Origin of the sequence: Sulfurihydrogenibium yellowstonense SS-5 (assembly GCF_000173615.1) — a bacterium.
GTDB classification, from domain to species: Bacteria; Aquificota; Aquificia; order Aquificales; family Hydrogenothermaceae; genus Sulfurihydrogenibium; species Sulfurihydrogenibium yellowstonense.
Map to the genome: position 1 here is coordinate 1 of NZ_ABZS01000009.1, position 16,009 is coordinate 16,009.

Annotated in this window: 15 protein-coding genes and 2 CRISPR repeat arrays; of the genes, 11 read left to right on the forward strand and 4 right to left on the reverse strand. The window is 33.9% G+C overall.

What is annotated here, in order from left to right; genetic code table 11:
* The 10 genes from SULYE_RS00725 to sdhA form a co-directional block, all read left to right on the forward strand.
* A partial coding sequence (locus SULYE_RS00725) for an FtsW/RodA/SpoVE family cell cycle protein (protein WP_007545571.1) occupies positions 1–353 on the forward strand: 353 nt, incomplete at its 5' end.
* Between the two features lies 1 nt (position 354).
* Positions 355–1,398: an undecaprenyldiphospho-muramoylpentapeptide beta-N-acetylglucosaminyltransferase gene (murG, locus tag SULYE_RS00730; protein ID WP_007545572.1), complete on the forward strand. Its 1,044-nt coding sequence runs from the start codon at positions 355–357 to the stop codon at positions 1,396–1,398.
* Complete coding sequence (murB, locus tag SULYE_RS00735) at positions 1,379–2,245, forward strand: UDP-N-acetylmuramate dehydrogenase (protein ID WP_007545575.1); 867 nt, start codon at positions 1,379–1,381, stop codon at positions 2,243–2,245. The genes murG and murB overlap by 20 nt, the downstream gene beginning before the upstream one ends.
* Positions 2,238–3,140 carry a D-alanine--D-alanine ligase gene (locus SULYE_RS00740; protein WP_007545576.1) on the forward strand — a complete coding sequence of 301 codons (903 nt, stop codon included), beginning with the start codon at positions 2,238–2,240 and terminating at the stop codon, positions 3,138–3,140. The genes murB and SULYE_RS00740 overlap by 8 nt, the downstream gene beginning before the upstream one ends.
* Positions 3,137–3,814, forward strand: coding sequence for a cell division protein FtsQ/DivIB (locus SULYE_RS00745; protein ID WP_007545577.1), 678 nt, complete (start codon positions 3,137–3,139; stop codon positions 3,812–3,814). Before SULYE_RS00740 ends, SULYE_RS00745 begins: the two co-directional genes overlap by 4 nt.
* Positions 3,811–5,055 carry a cell division protein FtsA gene (ftsA, locus tag SULYE_RS00750; RefSeq protein WP_007545578.1) on the forward strand — a complete coding sequence of 415 codons (1,245 nt, stop codon included), beginning with the start codon at positions 3,811–3,813 and terminating at the stop codon, positions 5,053–5,055. The genes SULYE_RS00745 and ftsA overlap by 4 nt, the downstream gene beginning before the upstream one ends.
* A 20-nt stretch (positions 5,056–5,075) precedes the next feature.
* The gene (ftsZ, locus tag SULYE_RS00755; RefSeq protein ID WP_007545579.1) at positions 5,076–6,221 is read left to right on the forward strand and encodes a cell division protein FtsZ; all 1,146 of its coding nucleotides are present in this window, start codon (positions 5,076–5,078) and stop codon (positions 6,219–6,221) included.
* On the forward strand, positions 6,218–6,733 hold the full coding sequence (pgsA, locus tag SULYE_RS00760; RefSeq protein WP_007545580.1) for a CDP-diacylglycerol--glycerol-3-phosphate 3-phosphatidyltransferase: 516 nt from the start codon (positions 6,218–6,220) through the stop codon (positions 6,731–6,733). The genes ftsZ and pgsA overlap by 4 nt, the downstream gene beginning before the upstream one ends.
* Positions 6,724–7,311, forward strand: coding sequence for a glycerol-3-phosphate 1-O-acyltransferase PlsY (gene plsY, locus SULYE_RS00765; RefSeq protein WP_007545581.1), 588 nt, complete (start codon positions 6,724–6,726; stop codon positions 7,309–7,311). The genes pgsA and plsY overlap by 10 nt, the downstream gene beginning before the upstream one ends.
* Positions 7,312–7,917: 606 nt before the next feature.
* The gene (sdhA, locus tag SULYE_RS00770; RefSeq protein WP_007545583.1) at positions 7,918–9,624 is read left to right on the forward strand and encodes a succinate dehydrogenase flavoprotein subunit; all 1,707 of its coding nucleotides are present in this window, start codon (positions 7,918–7,920) and stop codon (positions 9,622–9,624) included.
* Between the two features lie 848 nt (positions 9,625–10,472).
* Positions 10,473–12,132: direct repeats of the CRISPR family, unit length 29 nt; unit sequence GTTCCATCTGAACCGTGTGGGTTAGAAAG.
* Between the two features lie 83 nt (positions 12,133–12,215).
* Positions 12,216–13,165: a CRISPR direct-repeat array (repeat unit 29 nt; unit sequence GTTCCATCTGAACCGTGTGGGTTAGAAAG).
* Positions 13,166–13,408: 243 nt separating this feature from the next.
* Here the strand turns inward: sdhA and modB are convergent.
* From modB to modA, 3 genes are read right to left on the reverse strand one after another with little or no spacing between them, the layout of a single operon-like run.
* The gene (gene modB, locus SULYE_RS00775) at positions 13,409–14,116 is read right to left on the reverse strand and encodes a molybdate ABC transporter permease subunit (protein ID WP_007545588.1); all 708 of its coding nucleotides are present in this window, start codon (positions 14,114–14,116) and stop codon (positions 13,409–13,411) included.
* A gap of 2 nt (positions 14,117–14,118) precedes the next feature.
* The gene (locus tag SULYE_RS00780; RefSeq protein WP_007545589.1) at positions 14,119–14,514 is read right to left on the reverse strand and encodes a hypothetical protein; all 396 of its coding nucleotides are present in this window, start codon (positions 14,512–14,514) and stop codon (positions 14,119–14,121) included.
* Positions 14,511–15,290: a molybdate ABC transporter substrate-binding protein gene (gene modA / locus SULYE_RS00785; protein WP_007545590.1), complete on the reverse strand. Its 780-nt coding sequence runs from the start codon at positions 15,288–15,290 to the stop codon at positions 14,511–14,513. The genes SULYE_RS00780 and modA overlap by 4 nt, the downstream gene beginning before the upstream one ends.
* Before the next feature lie 132 nt (positions 15,291–15,422).
* Here modA and SULYE_RS00790 point away from each other — a divergent pair, with 132 nt between their 5' ends.
* Positions 15,423–15,920, forward strand: a complete 498-nt coding sequence (locus SULYE_RS00790; RefSeq protein WP_007545591.1) for a lytic transglycosylase domain-containing protein — start codon at positions 15,423–15,425, stop codon at positions 15,918–15,920.
* Here the strand turns inward: SULYE_RS00790 and SULYE_RS07970 are convergent.
* Positions 15,895–16,008: an rRNA maturation RNAse YbeY gene (locus SULYE_RS07970; RefSeq protein ID WP_232178518.1), complete on the reverse strand. Its 114-nt coding sequence runs from the start codon at positions 16,006–16,008 to the stop codon at positions 15,895–15,897. The genes SULYE_RS00790 and SULYE_RS07970 overlap by 26 nt on opposite strands.
* Between the last annotated feature and the right edge of the window lies 1 nt (position 16,009).

Sequence of the window (16,009 nt, forward strand, 5' to 3'; positions counted from 1 at the left end):
TGCCAGAAATTCACACAGACTATATTTTTGCTCTGATTGGCGAAGAAGCCGGCATCTTCGGCACTTTTTTTGTATTAGCTTTATATATCATTATTCTAATAAGAGGAATACAAATCTCTTTAAGCAAAGATGATATTTTTGTCCAAACACTTGGACTTGGTATAACGTATATTATCACTTTAAACGCGTTGTTTCATATATTTGTAACCTTAAACCTTTTTCCATCAACAGGTTTTACGCTACCATTTATAAGTTATGGTGGTTCTTCATTGATCATGAACTTCTTGTATATAGGAATTCTACTAAGAATTTCAAAAGAGCCTAACAAAATAAACTTCATTCAAAGGACTTAAGATGAAAAAAGTTTTTATCTCCGGCGGTGGAACAGGTGGTCACTTTTACCCGGCTTTATCCGTTGCAGAAAACCTGAAAGAAAAAGGATTTAACATTACATACATCGGAACTACAAATGGAATAGAAAGCAAAAAAGATTTTCCGGCTGATGAAAAAATTTTATATCCAATGAGAGCAGTAAGAGGAAAATCTATCATTGGTAAAATTCAAGGAGTTTTTAGCCTGCTATCAACAACCTTTAAAGTCTACAAACAGATAAAAAAAGAAAAGCCGGATTTTTCAATCTGCTTTGGTGGTTATACGTCAATACCCCTTGGACTTGCATCTTTTTTAGCAAGAGTGCCCTTGTACATACATGAGCAAAATTCCATTCCTTCTTATTCAAATAAAATTCTATCTTACTTTGCTAAAAAAGTTTTTATAACCTTTGAACTTACATCTAAGTATTTTAACAGAAAGAAAACAATTTTAACAGGTATGCCTCTAAGAAAAAACATCATAGAAAGAGCTAAAAATTATGTATATAAGCCAAACCAAACGAAAACAGTTTTGGTTGTAGGTGGCAGTCAAGGAGCAAAAAAACTTTCTGACAGCACAATATCCTTAGCTTCAGAAATGAAAGATATTAAATTCATCCTTATAAAAGGAAAATGGCAGGTAGAAGTACCAAATTTAGAAAATCTTACAGTTTATGAGTACGTTGACAACATGGAAGACCTTTACACATCTGCAGATGTTGTAATTTCTCGTAGTGGTTCAAGTAGTGTTAACGAGATTTTATGCTTTGGCAAATACGCTATCTTTATTCCATTTCCTTATGCAGCATCAAACCATCAGTATTACAACGTAAAATGGCTAAAAGATCTAGGCTTGTGTGAATTGATTGAAGAAAAAGATTTAAGTAAAGAAGTTTTAAAGAGAGCATTAGAAGATACTTTTAACAAAGACCTAGAAAGTTTAAGCAAAAAAATCAAAGAATATGCGATATTTGACAGTGATGAAAAAATCGTAGAAAATATATTAAATGATTTTAAAAACGATTGAACATCAAGAAAATATAGACCTTAGGAATTTTTGCACTATAAAAGTTGGCGAAAAAGGAAAGATTGTATATTTTCCAAAAGATTACAAAGAAATCTCTATTTTAATTAAAGAGTATGATAACATCTATCCACTTGGAATTGGAAGCAATCTAATTTTTTCCGATGGAGTTGTGAATAAAGTTTTTGTCCATTCTAAGAATCTAAAAAAGTATGAGATAGAAAATCAAAACGATATTTTTTACATCACGGCAGAAGCCGGCGTAAGCTTTAAAACCATAGTTTCAGTAGTAAAAAAGTACAACCTTGAAGGATTTGAAAACCTATCCGGCATTCCTGCAACCGTTGGCGGGGCAACTGCAATGAACGCAGGAGCTTACGGAAGCGAAATCTTTGATTTAATAGAAGAGGTTTGGTGGATAGACAGAGAAGGACGGCTAAATCACTCAAAGAAGGACGAGATTAAATACTCTTACAGATACTCTCAATTTCAAAACGAAGGTTTTGTTTATAAAGTGAAGCTAAAACTTAGAAAAAGTGATAAAAACATATCAGAGATTATAAAAAACCATCTGCTTGATAGAAACAGTAAGCAACCCCTTGATCTACCAACAGCCGGATCAACTTACAAAAATCCAGCGGGAACATATGCCGGCAAGCTGATTGAAGCAGTTGGCTTAAAAGGTTATAGAATAAACGATATAGGATTTTCTGAAAAACATGCAAACTTTCTTGTAAATTATGGAAATGCTGAGTTTAAAGACCTAATAAAACTCTTAGAACTTGCCGAAAGAAAAATATCAGATGAATTTAGGATAAATCTTGAAAGAGAGGTTAAAATCATTGATTAAAATCGCACTTTTATACGGTGGATATTCAAGAGAAAGGGAGATTTCTATCAAAAGTGGAAAAGCGGTAGAAAAAGCTTTAAACCAGCTCGGATATACTTACAAAGTATTTGACATAATAGAAAGAGATAAATTTATAAAAGAGATTTTAGAGTATAAGCCAGATTTAGCATTTATAGTTTTGCACGGAAAAGGCGGAGAAGATGGCACAATTCAAGCTATTTTAGAATTTCTTGGCATTCCTTACACAGGGTCAGATATGAAAACAAGCGTCATAGCAATGGATAAAGTGCTAACAAAGATGTATTTGAAAAACTTTGGTATTCCAACGCCAGATTGGATATTTTTCACAGAAGAAAAAGAGGCTTTAAATTATAGACCAGATTTTCCAGTAGTCGTAAAAGCTCCAACGGAAGGATCTTCCATTGGTGTTTATATAGTAAACAATCAGCAAGAGTATGAAAATGCTGTTAAAGAAGTATTTGACCTTGATGATAAAGTATTGGTAGAAAAGTTTATCAAAGGAAGGGAGCTAACAGTTAGCATACTTGATGATGAAGTTTTTGATATTGTTGAGGTTGTTGTATCAGAAGGCTTTTATGATTTTAATAACAAATACATTACAGGAAAAACTCAGTACATATGTCCAGCTCAATTAGATGAAGATGTGTATAAAAACATTCAAGATTTAGGACATAAGGTTTATAAACTTTTAAATTGCAAAGGACCTGCAAGAGTTGATATCATTTTAGAAAATGATAACAATCCACATGTGCTAGAAGTAAATACAATTCCCGGAATGACAGAGTTTAGTCTACTTCCCAAGGCTGCATTGGCAAGAGGAATCACATTCATCCAGCTTGTAGAAAAAATAATAAAAAACAGTTTAAAAAGATGAAAAAACTTGGGCTTTTTTCAGTATGGCTTATTTTGTGCGCTTTACTTGGCTACTATGCTCCAACTCTGCCAATTGTAAAAGATATAGTAGCAATCAAGAGAGTAAACGTTGTTGGAACTGATAAATTATCAGAAAACGATTTAAAAAACATTTTTAAAACAGAAAATTGGATATTTATCTCAGAAGATAGATTAAAAGAAAAATTAAAAAAATATCAATTTATTAAAGACATAAAAATCTTAAAGCCAAATCTTGGCGAAATTACGATGGTAGTAGAAGAGAAGAGACCATTTGCTAATATAATTCAAGGCAGTAAAGTTTTTACCGTTGATGAAGAAGGAAATATATACGAAACAGATATCTCAAATTTGTTAAACCTTGTGAATATATACTATAACGATAGTAAATTTCAAAAAAGCGATGTATTAAAAATCAAGAAGATTATGGAAAATTTTAAAGATTATCAGCTTTCTAAATTTATAGTACAAAAATCACAAATAGCAGCTGAAACGGGCGATGGAAAAATATTGGTGTTTTCAAAAGATGAACTTGATGATAGCCTAAATAAAGCTAAAATATTTTTAGCAAATAAAAACATAAAGGATTATACTTATCTAAATTTTAGTTTTGACGAAATGGTAATAGTAAAAAAATTAAACGAGGAAACGAAATGAGTAAAAGTAAAACTTTTGTAGCGCTTGATGTAGGAAGTTATAAAACTGTTGCAGTAATTGGTGATTTAGATGAAACTGGAAAACTACATATAATAGGTTTTGGAGAGACACTGTCTAAAGGTATTGAAAAAGGAGCAGTAGTAAACCCCTCGGAAGCTATAAAATCAATAAAAGAAGCTGTTGCAACAGCTGAATCAAACTCTGGATTTAGAATAAGCTCAGTTGTCTTAAATATCGGGGGAGTTCACATTGAATCAAAAAATGAAAAAGATTTTATAAGCTTTTCTTCATCCAACAAAGAAATAGACCAAAATGATATAAACGCACTTATAGAAAAAATATCTGAAAAATTTAAAAATGACAATATTCAAATTTTGCATATTATCCCAAAAATGTTTGTCTTAGATGATGATGAGATAGTATATGAACCTGTTGGTCTAATTGGCAGTAAAATATCCGGAGAATACAATGTTATAACAGGCAAGGTTAATTCTATTAGCAATATTAAAAAAGTAGTTGAGCAAAGTGGTCTTGGAGTTATGGATATAGTTGTCAATCCAATAGCATCTACAACTTCGGTACTTTATGAAGAAGAAAAGGACCTCGGCGTTGCAATAATTGATATTGGCGGTGGCTTAAGCGACATAGCGGTATATAAAAATGGTCATCTTGAAGCAGTAAAATCTATTCCTCTTGGCGGAAATCTCATAACGAAAGATATATCTTTTAGATTTAAAATATCCAAAGATATTGCTGAAAACATAAAAAAACAGTATGGAGTTGCATCAATAGAATTTGTAGAATTTAATGAAGTTGTTGAAGTTAAAAGTAGAGAAGATGAAGAAACAATCAAATTAGAAAAGTATGAAATTGTAGAAACAATAGAATGGAGATTAACTGAAATGTTTGAAATTTTACGAAAAGAGCTTGAAAAAACCGGACTTTATGATAGGTTAAATGCAGGCATTGTTTTAACCGGGGGAGTAGCAAACACTCCTTATATCCAACATCTTGCAGAAAAAATTTTTGAAAAAGATGTAAGAATTGGAAAGCCAAAAGAATTTAAGGCATTTAACGAAAAATTCTACAGTCCAGAGTACGCAACAGTGATAGGATGCCTACAGTTTACGGCTTCTGCCTTAAAAGATAAACATGTAGGGTCTAACAGTAGTGAAATGTTTAATTTCAATATATCTGATACTTTCACAAAGTTTTTTGATAAAATAAAGAATCTTTTCTAAGTGCTTGGAGGAAGCTTAAGATGGAGATAAATTATGATGCAAAAAATCCGACTAAAATTAAAGTTTTTGGCGTAGGTGGTGGGGGAAGCAATGCAGTAGCAAGGATGTATCAAGAAGGACTCCAAGATGTTGAATTATATATAGTTAACACAGATTTGCAACATTTAAACTACCTTCCTGTTCCAAATAAAATTCACATTGGAGAGAGCATTAGCAAAGGGTTAGGTGCCGGTTCAAAGCCAGAAATTGGTAGAGAAGCCGCATTGGAGAATTTAGATAAAATCAAAGAAGCTATGGAAGGAGCTGATATGGTGTTTATAGCAGCCGGACTTGGTGGTGGAACAGGTACAGGTGCAAGTCCGGTTATAGCTCAGGCAGCTAAGGAAATGGGTATTTTAACTGTAGCTGTAGTTACAAAACCTTTTAGCTTTGAAGGTAAAGTTAGACAAAGAATCGCAGAGGAAGGATTAGAGCAGCTAAAAGAAAGAGTTGATACTTATCTTGTTATCCATAACGATAGATTATTACAAGTAGCCGGTAAAAATGTATCGTTTGCTAATGCTTTTAAGCTTGTTGACAATATACTTTATAGGTCTGTAAAGGGAATTACTGATTTAATTTTAGTCCCGGGATTGATTAACCCTGACTTTGCTGACGTTAAAACAGTAATGGAAAATGCGGGCAAAGCTTTAATTGGTGTTGGCTCCGGAAAAGGTGAAAATAAAATAGAAGAAGCTGTAATGACTGCAACAAGCTCCCCGTTATTAGAAGGAACATCCATCCAAGGAGCAAAAAGATTGCTCATAAATGTAGAAGTTAGTCCGGATTTATCATTTATGGAAGTTAATGAGGCTGTTTCACAAATTAGAGAGCTTGCCCATGAAGAAGCACACATTATATTTGGTGCATCAATCATAAATGATGTAGAAGATGAAATCAAAATTACTGTAATAGCGACAGATTTTGAAGATGAGAGAAAATCGGAATCTAAGCCTTCTTTAAAAACAAGACCATCCGGAATAATAGAGAAAAAAGAGCCGCCTATAAAGAGAGAAATAGCTTCATATACTGAAGAGATAAAACCAAAAGAAGAATTTACATCCGAATCTTTATCTTATGATGAGTTAGAAATTCCACCTTGGGTAAGAAAGGGTAAAAGGGATTGAATATAGGGTTTGCTAATTTAGTAACACTATCAAGATTGGTTATAATTCCATTTTTGATTTACTCTATATTGAAAGACAATTATTTTTTATCTGGTCTTTTAGTAATTGTCGCCATTTTAACTGATTATTTAGATGGAATTATTGCAAGAGCTTCAAACGATGTAACAAAGCATGGTGAGCTTTTAGACCCGGCAGTTGATAAAATCTTTACAGTATCGGTTTTAGTAGCATTGGTAGAGAAGCATATTGTAAATTCTTTTGAAGTTTTTTTAATTATAGCGAGAGAAATGCTTGTAACATGGGTTAGGAGTGTTTTGGTAAACAAAGGAATTGTAGTTCCTGCTTATTTCTTAGGAAAGTTAAAAACATCCATCCAGCTTTTAGCAATATTTTTACTTTCTATAAATTTTGTAGAATTAGGGAAAATTACCCTATGGATATCTATATTCCTTGCCTACGTTTCAGGGTTTGAGTATTTCATGATATTTTATAAGGAAAAAGCATGGAAATAAATTTTATCGTATACTTAATCATCACGTACTTACTTGGCTCAATCCCTTTTGGCTTAATTATAAGCAAGCTTTTTGGAAAAGATATTAGAAAAGAAGGCAGCGGAAATATTGGTGCTACAAACGTTACAAGAGTCTTGGGTAAAAAGGCAGGACTTTTAGTATTAATTTTGGATATGTTGAAGGGTTTTCTGCCTATCTATATCGCAAAGTACATTTTTGATACAAAACTTGTTTCATTACTTGCTATAGCGTCTGTTATCGGACATTGTTTTTCAATTTTCTTAAAGTTTAAAGGTGGGAAAGGTGTTGCAACGGCTATCGGTGTATTACTTGCTTTATCCTTCAAAGCTGCGTTAATTGTTATCATGTTTTGGCTTGGCGTATTTCTTGTTTCCGGTTATGTATCTCTTGCATCTATGTTATCAGCAAGTATTTCTTGGGTTATTATTAATTTTATAGAAAATAATATTTATTATACTTACGCAGCGTTCATCATTGGATTGATTATTATCCTTAAACATAAAGATAATTTAGATAGATTGTTAAAAGGCACTGAATATAGATTTTTACATAAATAGAGGATTATAAGTCAGGTAAGAGATTTAATAAAAGTATATGAGATTCTTCCCATGGATGCAGAATGACGATGACGACTAGATCGCTCTTTTTCTAGTGGTTACCATTTAACCTTTCCCTGTCATCCTGAGGACGTAAGTCCGAAGGATCTCCTCTTTTGATTTTTTAATTTGAAAAGAAAAATATGAGATTCTTCACTTCGCTCAGAATGACATCTTTGGGTCAAGATTATTCGCCGGCTGCAGAAAGACAATGTTGATTTTTGGAACAGTCTTCATGTTTTAATGCTTTTTATTAAAAATAAAAATGAGACTCTTCCCGTGGCTGCAAATGACGATGTAGATTTTTGCAAGCAGTCTTATACAAAGGGGAACTCTCCAAAAGATGTTCATTTTTCAAAAGTAAGAAGCAAATAGATAAGAAAGCAGGAAGGATTCTTTGCTTTAACTTTATAAAGATAATCATAAAAATAATTACTTTTTAGGCTTGATTGAATTTTAAAGCAGTTTCATATTCAAATGCTTTCTATCTTACATAAAAACTACTGGAAAATATTTTTATATTGTTTTATAATAAAACATTGTTTTATTTTATTAGGAGGAGCTAAAATGCTAAGCTATGACGTTTTAATAGTTGGAGCTGGTGGAGCTGGATTAATGGCTGCACTTGAAGCAAGCAAAGCAAAAGATGTTAAAGTAGGAGTTATTACAAAAGTTTATCCAACAAGGTCTCACACAGGTGCAGCCCAAGGCGGAATTAATGCTGCCCTTGCAAACGTCGACCCATCAGATAGTCCAGAAGTTCATACTTTTGACACTGTAAAAGGTAGTGATTATCTTGGAGACCAAGACGCTATAGAATTTATGTGTTATGAAGCTCCAAAAAGAATATACGAATTAGAACACTTAGGAGTTCCATTTTCAAGATTGCCAGATGGAAGAATAGCACAAAGACCTTTCGGCGGTGCTGGATTTCCAAGAACATGCTACGCAGCAGATAAAACAGGTCACGTAATTTTACATACATTGTACGAACAATGCTTAAAAAACGATGTCGAATTTTTAAACGAATGGTTTGTAACAGAATTGATCATAGATAACAACGAAGCCAAAGGTGTTATAGCTATAGATATAAGAAGTGGTGAAGTACATGCAATAAAAGCAAAAGCTATTATATTTGCAACAGGTGGTTATGCAAGGGTTTATTGGGTAAGAAACACGAATGCTATTGGTTCAACCGGTGATGGAATGGCTATTTGCTACAGAGCAGGCATTCCGCTTAAAGATATGGAGTTTGTTCAATTCCACCCAACAGGACTAAGGTCTACCGGTATACTTGTTACAGAGGGTGCAAGAGGTGAAGGTGGATATTTAATCAACAACAAAGGTGAAAGATTTATGGCAAGATATGCTCCACAAAAGATGGAGCTTGCTCCAAGGGACCTTGTGGCAAGGTCTATAGAGACAGAAATCCTTGAGGGTAGAGGTTGGGGTGAAGGAATGATGGCATACGTTCACCTTGACCTTAGACATCTTGGAGCTGAAAAAATCAAATCAAGACTTCCTCAGATTAGACAGTTATGTATAGACTTTGAGGGTGTTGACCCAATAGAAGAGCCAATCCCGGTTAGACCAACAGCTCACTACTCTATGGGTGGCATTGATGTAAGAGACTATAAAACAAGTATGACGGGCGTCAATGGTGTGTTTGCGGTTGGCGAATGTGCATGTGTTTCTGTTCATGGAGCAAATAGACTCGGCGGAAACTCTTTACTTGACTTAGTAGTATTTGGAAAACCGGCTGGAGCTGCTGCAGTTGAGTATGCAAGAAGCAAATCAGCAGATAACTTTAACTTAAAAGCAGAAGAAGAAAGAGCAAGAAGAGAAATTGAACAACTTCTTAAAAAAGAAAGCAAAGAAAACATAAATAACATCAGAATTGAGCTTGCTCAAACAATGTGGGATAAAGTTGGAATTTTTAGAGAAGAAAAACCAATGCTTGAAGCTATAGAAAAAATTAAAGAGTTAAAAGAAAGATACAAACTCCTTGCTCCGGGTGATAGCGGAAGAATTTTCAATACAGCACTTATAAATTACATAGAGCTTGGATATCTCTTAGACCTTGCTGAGGCTATTGCAACAACAGCAGTGTTAAGAAAAGAAAGCAGAGGTGCTCACGCAAGAAGAGACTATCCAAACAGGGATGATGAGAATTTCTTAAAACACAGCTTAGCTTACTACACACCTGATGGTCCAAAAGTAGAATACTGTGAAGTAAGAATCACAAAATATCAACCACAAGAAAGAACCTATTAATATAAATCAAAATGGTGGGCTTCACGGCTCGCCTTTTTTGTATAATTGGTTATCAAACATTTTTTTAAGCTCAAAAATCAAAATTGCTATTCTGCAGCCGGCGAAGAATCTCATTTTTTCTTTTCAAATCAAAAATCAAAAGAGGAGATCCTTCACTACGTTCAGGATGGCATGGAAAGATAAGTTTGTAAGAATTTTGCAAGCATTTTCATTTTCTGCTTGACATGTAGAAAATTTTTTTGTATATTATAATTAACTTTTTATTAATTTTTTTACTGAACCTTGGCAATTGAATAGGTTAGCCCGCACAAGCTTGTTTTACGTGATGACGTGAGACGTGAGATGTGAGACGTTGGAGATTGGTTTATCAATATTTTAATGATTTTTATTTGATTGTTTAATTGCTTGGTGAGATGATTTAATAGTCAGTAAAGCTAAGGTATTGGTAATGTAATTTTATTTTTTAATGTTTGATTTAAGCTTGTGTAGTGATGGTTTGAAAGGGATTTTTTTGAAAAGTGAATGTAAGTACTTGTTAAATTAAATTTTTTGATTTTAGATTTTTTAGCTTTTAAATTTTTGAAAATTTGAAGTTTTTTATTTTAAAATTTTTTGAGATCGGCAAGTTAAAAAGTGATATTTGCAGCGGGCTTCTGAGTTTGGGGTTTTTGGCAGTTGGCTTGTGATAGGAAGTTAAAGGATAAAATATAATAATATATTTTCTGTATATCGAGGTTTGCTGCAAAAAACTTCAACTTGCAGGTTTTTTAAAAATTTGGTATAATGGTTATTAGAATATTGATAGAGTAAGATATAAGCGATTTTATTTTTGATTAAAAATTTAGCGGGTTCCATCTGAACCGTGTGGGTTAGAAAGGCAACAGAAGGAGACTCACAGAAAACTGGTGCAAGTTCCATCTGAACCGTGTGGGTTAGAAAGTTTTTAGATAATAGTCCTTCAAAATCTTTTGATATTGTTCCATCTGAACCGTGTGGGTTAGAAAGTTTATCTTGTCTCGGTGTTGGATTGGATTTGATCCAAGTTCCATCTGAACCGTGTGGGTTAGAAAGATTTAACAACATCTTTGACTTTTCAAGATAGCTCTAAGTTCCATCTGAACCGTGTGGGTTAGAAAGTTTTGAGTAAAGAATATAAAGTTATACCTATAACAGGGTTCCATCTGAACCGTGTGGGTTAGAAAGAGATTGGAATTTTTAAAACAGTTCCGGGTGGTGGATAGTTCCATCTGAACCGTGTGGGTTAGAAAGACATTATTTAAAGCAAGCAGTATTAATTTGTCTTCTTGTTCCATCTGAACCGTGTGGGTTAGAAAGCCTGTCGCCTTGTTTGACTACGTAGTTAATGCATTGCGTTCCATCTGAACCGTGTGGGTTAGAAAGTGTTATATATTTTAGTCTTCTGTGTTGAAACTGAAAAGTTCCATCTGAACCGTGTGGGTTAGAAAGATTAGTTCTACATTGTTAACTATAAAACGAGGTTCAGTTCCATCTGAACCGTGTGGGTTAGAAAGCGAAATTAGACAGGGCGGTTTATGTAGATATAAAATGTTCCATCTGAACCGTGTGGGTTAGAAAGTTTCAGTCTCTCAAGATACCTTTCTATCAGTATCTTAGTTACATCTGAACCGTGTGGGTTAGAAAGAGGTCAATACCAAGTGTAGCAAAAATATAACCCTTCGTTACATCTGAACCGTGTGGGTTAGAAAGTAAGATTAATGATGAAGCTGTTTTTTTTGACAACCTTGTTACATCTGAACCGTGTGGGTTAGAAAGTGAGAAAAGAAAAAAAATAGATATATATATGTTACATCTGAACCGTGTGGGTTAGAAAGTTGTTTGAAGACAGACTGATTGAGACAACAGATAAGGAAGTTACATCTGAACCGTGTGGGTTAGAAAGTAAAATAATTTTGAATGGGCTGTAACTAGGCTCAATGTTACATCTGAACCGTGTGGGTTAGAAAGCCTATTCCTCAAGACCAAATTAATCAGCTTGTTTCAGTTACATCTGAACCGTGTGGGTTAGAAAGTCTTTCTCGATGGCGTTATTGAGCAACTGTTGTTGAGTTCCATCTGAACCGTGTGGGTTAGAAAGGGTTCTGAAGATATAGAAAGGTATATAAAATTAGAAGGTTCCATCTGAACCGTGTGGGTTAGAAAGTTCTTTGCGGGAATAAAATCCGACAAATTAAGGGGAGTTCCATCTGAACCGTGTGGGTTAGAAAGTTTTTTGTAGGGCACCAGGACTCTGTCCACAGTGTGCGTTCCATCTGAACCGTGTGGGTTAGAAAGTGAGAAGACTTTAGCAGAGGCAAAGAGAAAGAAAAGTTCCATCTGAACCGTGTGGGTTAGAAAGCTTAGTGTGTAGTTAATCTTAATAAAATTATATTCTGTTCCATCTGAACCGTGTGGGTTAGAAAGATAGCTTATAAGGATTGTCAACATCTACATCTAAGCCTTCCATCTGAACCGTGTGGGTTATGTAAGAGGTGAAATGTGAGACGTGAGATGTGAGACGGATTTAAATTCTTTTTACGTTTCACGTTCCACGTTTTACTTCTCACGTTTAAGTTACATCTGAACCGTGTGGGTTAGAAAGAGATATTTTCCTCTACTATATTTAACTCCCCATAATTGTTACATCTGAACCGTGTGGGTTAGAAAGATGGTCTTGCCTGTGCCTGTTTCCCAATTCAGGTAAGTTACATCTGAACCGTGTGGGTTAGAAAGGTTGTTTATCAACTCAAAATTCAAAATCTATCAAAAAGTTACATCTGAACCGTGTGGGTTAGAAAGTGCAGTAGATTTATCCAACCATCTTGAAGTCCCAATTAGTTACATCTGAACCGTGTGGGTTAGAAAGGACAATCACAGTTCTTGTTGTAGTTGGGTCTGATGCGTTACATCTGAACCGTGTGGGTTAGAAAGTCTTACTTGCTTCATTTGCCATATAACTTGCACTTGGTTACATCTGAACCGTGTGGGTTAGAAAGCACCATCTATACTACCTATAATACCAAAAACGGAGCGTTACATCTGAACCGTGTGGGTTAGAAAGACCTGTGTCTGACTCTAATCTGATGGAATCATCATTGAGTTACATCTGAACCGTGTGGGTTAGAAAGGACCTTGCAATCTCAATAAAATCAGATGCACCTGTAAGTTACATCTGAACCGTGTGGGTTAGAAAGTAAGATTGAACCGTATTTATAAAAGCTAAATAAGATTGTTACATCTGAACCGTGTGGGTTAGAAAGTCGAAATAAGGATGTTCAAATTGAAGGTGAAGACTCTGGTTCCATCTGAACCGTGTGGGTTAGAAAGTTCATTTATATATTCTTTAATTTCAAAAAAAATAAAGTTACATCTGAACTGTGTGGGTTAGAAAGTTTTAAAAACACAATTATTAAAACAATCCTGATAAGGTTACATCTGAACCGTGTGGGTTAGAAAGACGGACACAGACTTGCTTTATACTCTACTGAAATTATGTTACATCTGAACCGTGTGGGTTATGTAAGAGGTGAAATGTGAGACGTGAGATGTGAGACGGATTTAAATTCTTTTTACGTTTCACGTTCCACGTTTTACTTCTCACGTTTAAGTTACATCTGAACCGTGTGGGTTAGAAAGTTAACTGGGTCAGATTTAACTTCAAAAGTTTCTTTGTTCCATCTGAACCGTGTGGTGGGTTATGTGAAGTGAAATACAAGATGTAAGAAGTAAGATGTTTCATAGAAACGGTGATAGCTTAAATAACGTTTCACGTATCACGTCTCATGTTTAACTTCTTATTTGAACCATTAAACATATAAACCAAAAGCAAAATAAAAAACGAAAATCCAAAAAGAATTGCTGAATAAATATGTGCAGATGTATAATCTAACTTTTCTACTGCATCATAAATTGCAATTGATACAACCTTTGTCTCTCCGTCTATACTACCACCAACCATTAGAACAACCCCAAACTCACCAACAGTATGTGCAAAGGATAATGTTATGCCGCTTAAAATTGACGGCTTTATGTTAGGAAGAATAACTCTAAAAAGCGTTTTTAGTTTAGATTTCCCGAGGGTATAAGATGCTTCTATCAAACTTTTATCAATACTTTTAAATCCAGAAACCAATGGATGAACCATAAAAGGAAAGCTAAATATTACTGAAGCTATCAAAATTCCCTCAAAATGAAAAGCAAGCTGATGTCCAAAATATTTTTCCCAAAAACTTCCAAGAAATCCATTTCTGCTTAGTATTAATAGTAAATAAAACCCTAAAACTGATGGAGGTAGCACAAGAGGCAGTGCAATAACTGCCTCAAAGAAAGATTTAAACTTAGATTTTGAATATGCTATAAAGTATGCTACCGGAATGCCAATTATAAATAAAATAATGGTCGTTAAAGATGCAAGCTTAAACGTTAGATAAAATGGCTCAAAATCTATCTGCTTAATAATCTCCAAAAAATCCAAATTTAAACTACCTCAAAAAATATACTTGCAGGTTTTATATGACAAAAAACCTTATCTCCTATTTTTAAATCATATCTATCCACTTGTCTAGTCAAAACCAAACTTTCCAATTTTATTCCATCTTTTTCTAATAAAATATTTGATAAAAGCTTTCCTTTTTCAACCTTTATGATTTCACAATCAAACATGTTTAACAAGTTTTTATCCTTAATTTTAAATATCAAAAGTTCTGTTGGATTAAACATCAGGTTAACAGACTTCATTTCTTTAAGATAGCCTGCCGTTTCCGGAGCTTCTAAAACTATCGCAAACAAATTCCCAAGCTTAGTATTTACCTCAACAACAGAGAAATTATCTTTATAATCTATTTTTATAATCTTTCCAAAAACTCTATTCAATCTTTTTCTCCCGGTAAAACAAAACCGTACTTTATCATTATCTTCCTTGCTTCCGGCGTGCTCATAAAATCAAAGAATCTTTTTGCTGTTTCTAATTTTTCTTTGTCTGATGAAGCATTTTTCAAGATTCCCACTCCTTGCAATATTTGTTTATGACAGGTATCCGGTAGCAGATAATAGACTCCTTCTCTCATCAATTTATCACTTTTAGCAATAGATAACGCTATAAATCCAACATCGGCAGCGCCTGTCTCAACATACTGGGCTGTTTGACTAATATTCTCCCCTAAAACAAGCTTGTCTTTAACTTTATCATAGAGTTTGTAATGCTCTAAACACTCTTTTGCCGCAACTCCATAAGGAGCGTGCTCCCAATTTGCAATAGCTATTTTCTTTACTTTTGGGTCTAAGACAGCGTTAATTCCTTTTGAAACATCGATACCGCTATTTTTTAATGTCCATAAAACTATTCTTCCAACAGCATAAGGTTTAACCTCTGAAATTATATAACCTTGCTGTTTTAGCTTTTCAACATATCCCATATCAGCAGAAAAGATAATATCGTAAGGAGCACCATTTATTATTTGTGTGTATCCTTTACCGGATGAGCCGTAGATGATTTTAAGTTTGTCTTTTGGAAACTTATTTTCATAAACTTTCTCAATTTCTGCAAATGCATAGGTCAAATCCGCAGCAGCGTAAACTGTGATCTCAGCTGCTTTTGATGTGATTGTGAAAATAATCAAAGTAATAAATGAAAGAAAAGCCTTTTTCATATTAAATCCTCCTTTAATTTTATTACGGAAAACATCTTATCATAATTTTTCCGATATGTCAATAAAGTTATTTCGCATTTCTATGTTAAAATATTTTTCAAAACAGCCGAAATTACATATAAGATGGATAAGATGATGAGAAAAATATTAATAACTATACTTTTGACAATAGGAATTTCGTTTGCTGAGGTGCCCTATCAAGAATGCTTTATTAGAGCAGCCATGCAATATGATATACCTTATCAAATTCTTGTAGCAATAGCAAAGGTTGAATCTGGATTTAGACCGTGGGTTATAAATATTAATCAAAATGGAAGGTCTGTTAAAGTAATAAATCCTAAATCTGTAGAAGAGGCAGCTACATATCTTCAATATTTACATGACAATGGATACAACTATGATGTTGGCGTAGGTCAGATTAATGTAGGAAATATTAAAAGACTGGGCTTAAGACCGCAGCAGCTGTTAAACCCTTGCAATAACATAATGGTTTCGGCTTATATTCTAAAAGAAAATATTTTGAGATACGGGCTTACATGGGAAGCAATATGGCGCTATAACGGTAGAAGGGATTATGCTTTTAAAGTATATAACGCTTTAATTTCTATGGGCGCTTTAGCTCGCAGGTAAGTTTGTCAAAAATTTTATCTTGCAATTCAAACATTATTTTTGCATCTTCTTCGTTTGTTTCATGGTCATAGCCAAGTAAATGTAAAATT

Bases quoted from the DNA above. Each gene is read 5' to 3' on its own strand.
- murG (WP_007545572.1), top strand. From the start codon at position 355: ATGAAAAAAGTTTTTATCTCCGGCGGTGGAACAGGTGGTCACTTTTAC.
- murB (WP_007545575.1), top strand. From the start codon at position 1,379: ATGATTTTAAAAACGATTGAACATCAAGAAAATATAGACCTTAGGAAT.
- SULYE_RS00745 (WP_007545577.1), top strand. From the start codon at position 3,137: ATGAAAAAACTTGGGCTTTTTTCAGTATGGCTTATTTTGTGCGCTTTA.
- ftsA (WP_007545578.1), top strand. From the start codon at position 3,811: ATGAGTAAAAGTAAAACTTTTGTAGCGCTTGATGTAGGAAGTTATAAA.
- ftsZ (WP_007545579.1), top strand. From the start codon at position 5,076: ATGGAGATAAATTATGATGCAAAAAATCCGACTAAAATTAAAGTTTTT.
- plsY (WP_007545581.1), top strand. From the start codon at position 6,724: ATGGAAATAAATTTTATCGTATACTTAATCATCACGTACTTACTTGGC.
- sdhA (WP_007545583.1), top strand. From the start codon at position 7,918: ATGCTAAGCTATGACGTTTTAATAGTTGGAGCTGGTGGAGCTGGATTA.
- modA (WP_007545590.1), bottom strand. From the start codon at position 15,290: ATGAAAAAGGCTTTTCTTTCATTTATTACTTTGATTATTTTCACAATC.
- SULYE_RS00790 (WP_007545591.1), top strand. From the start codon at position 15,423: ATGATGAGAAAAATATTAATAACTATACTTTTGACAATAGGAATTTCG.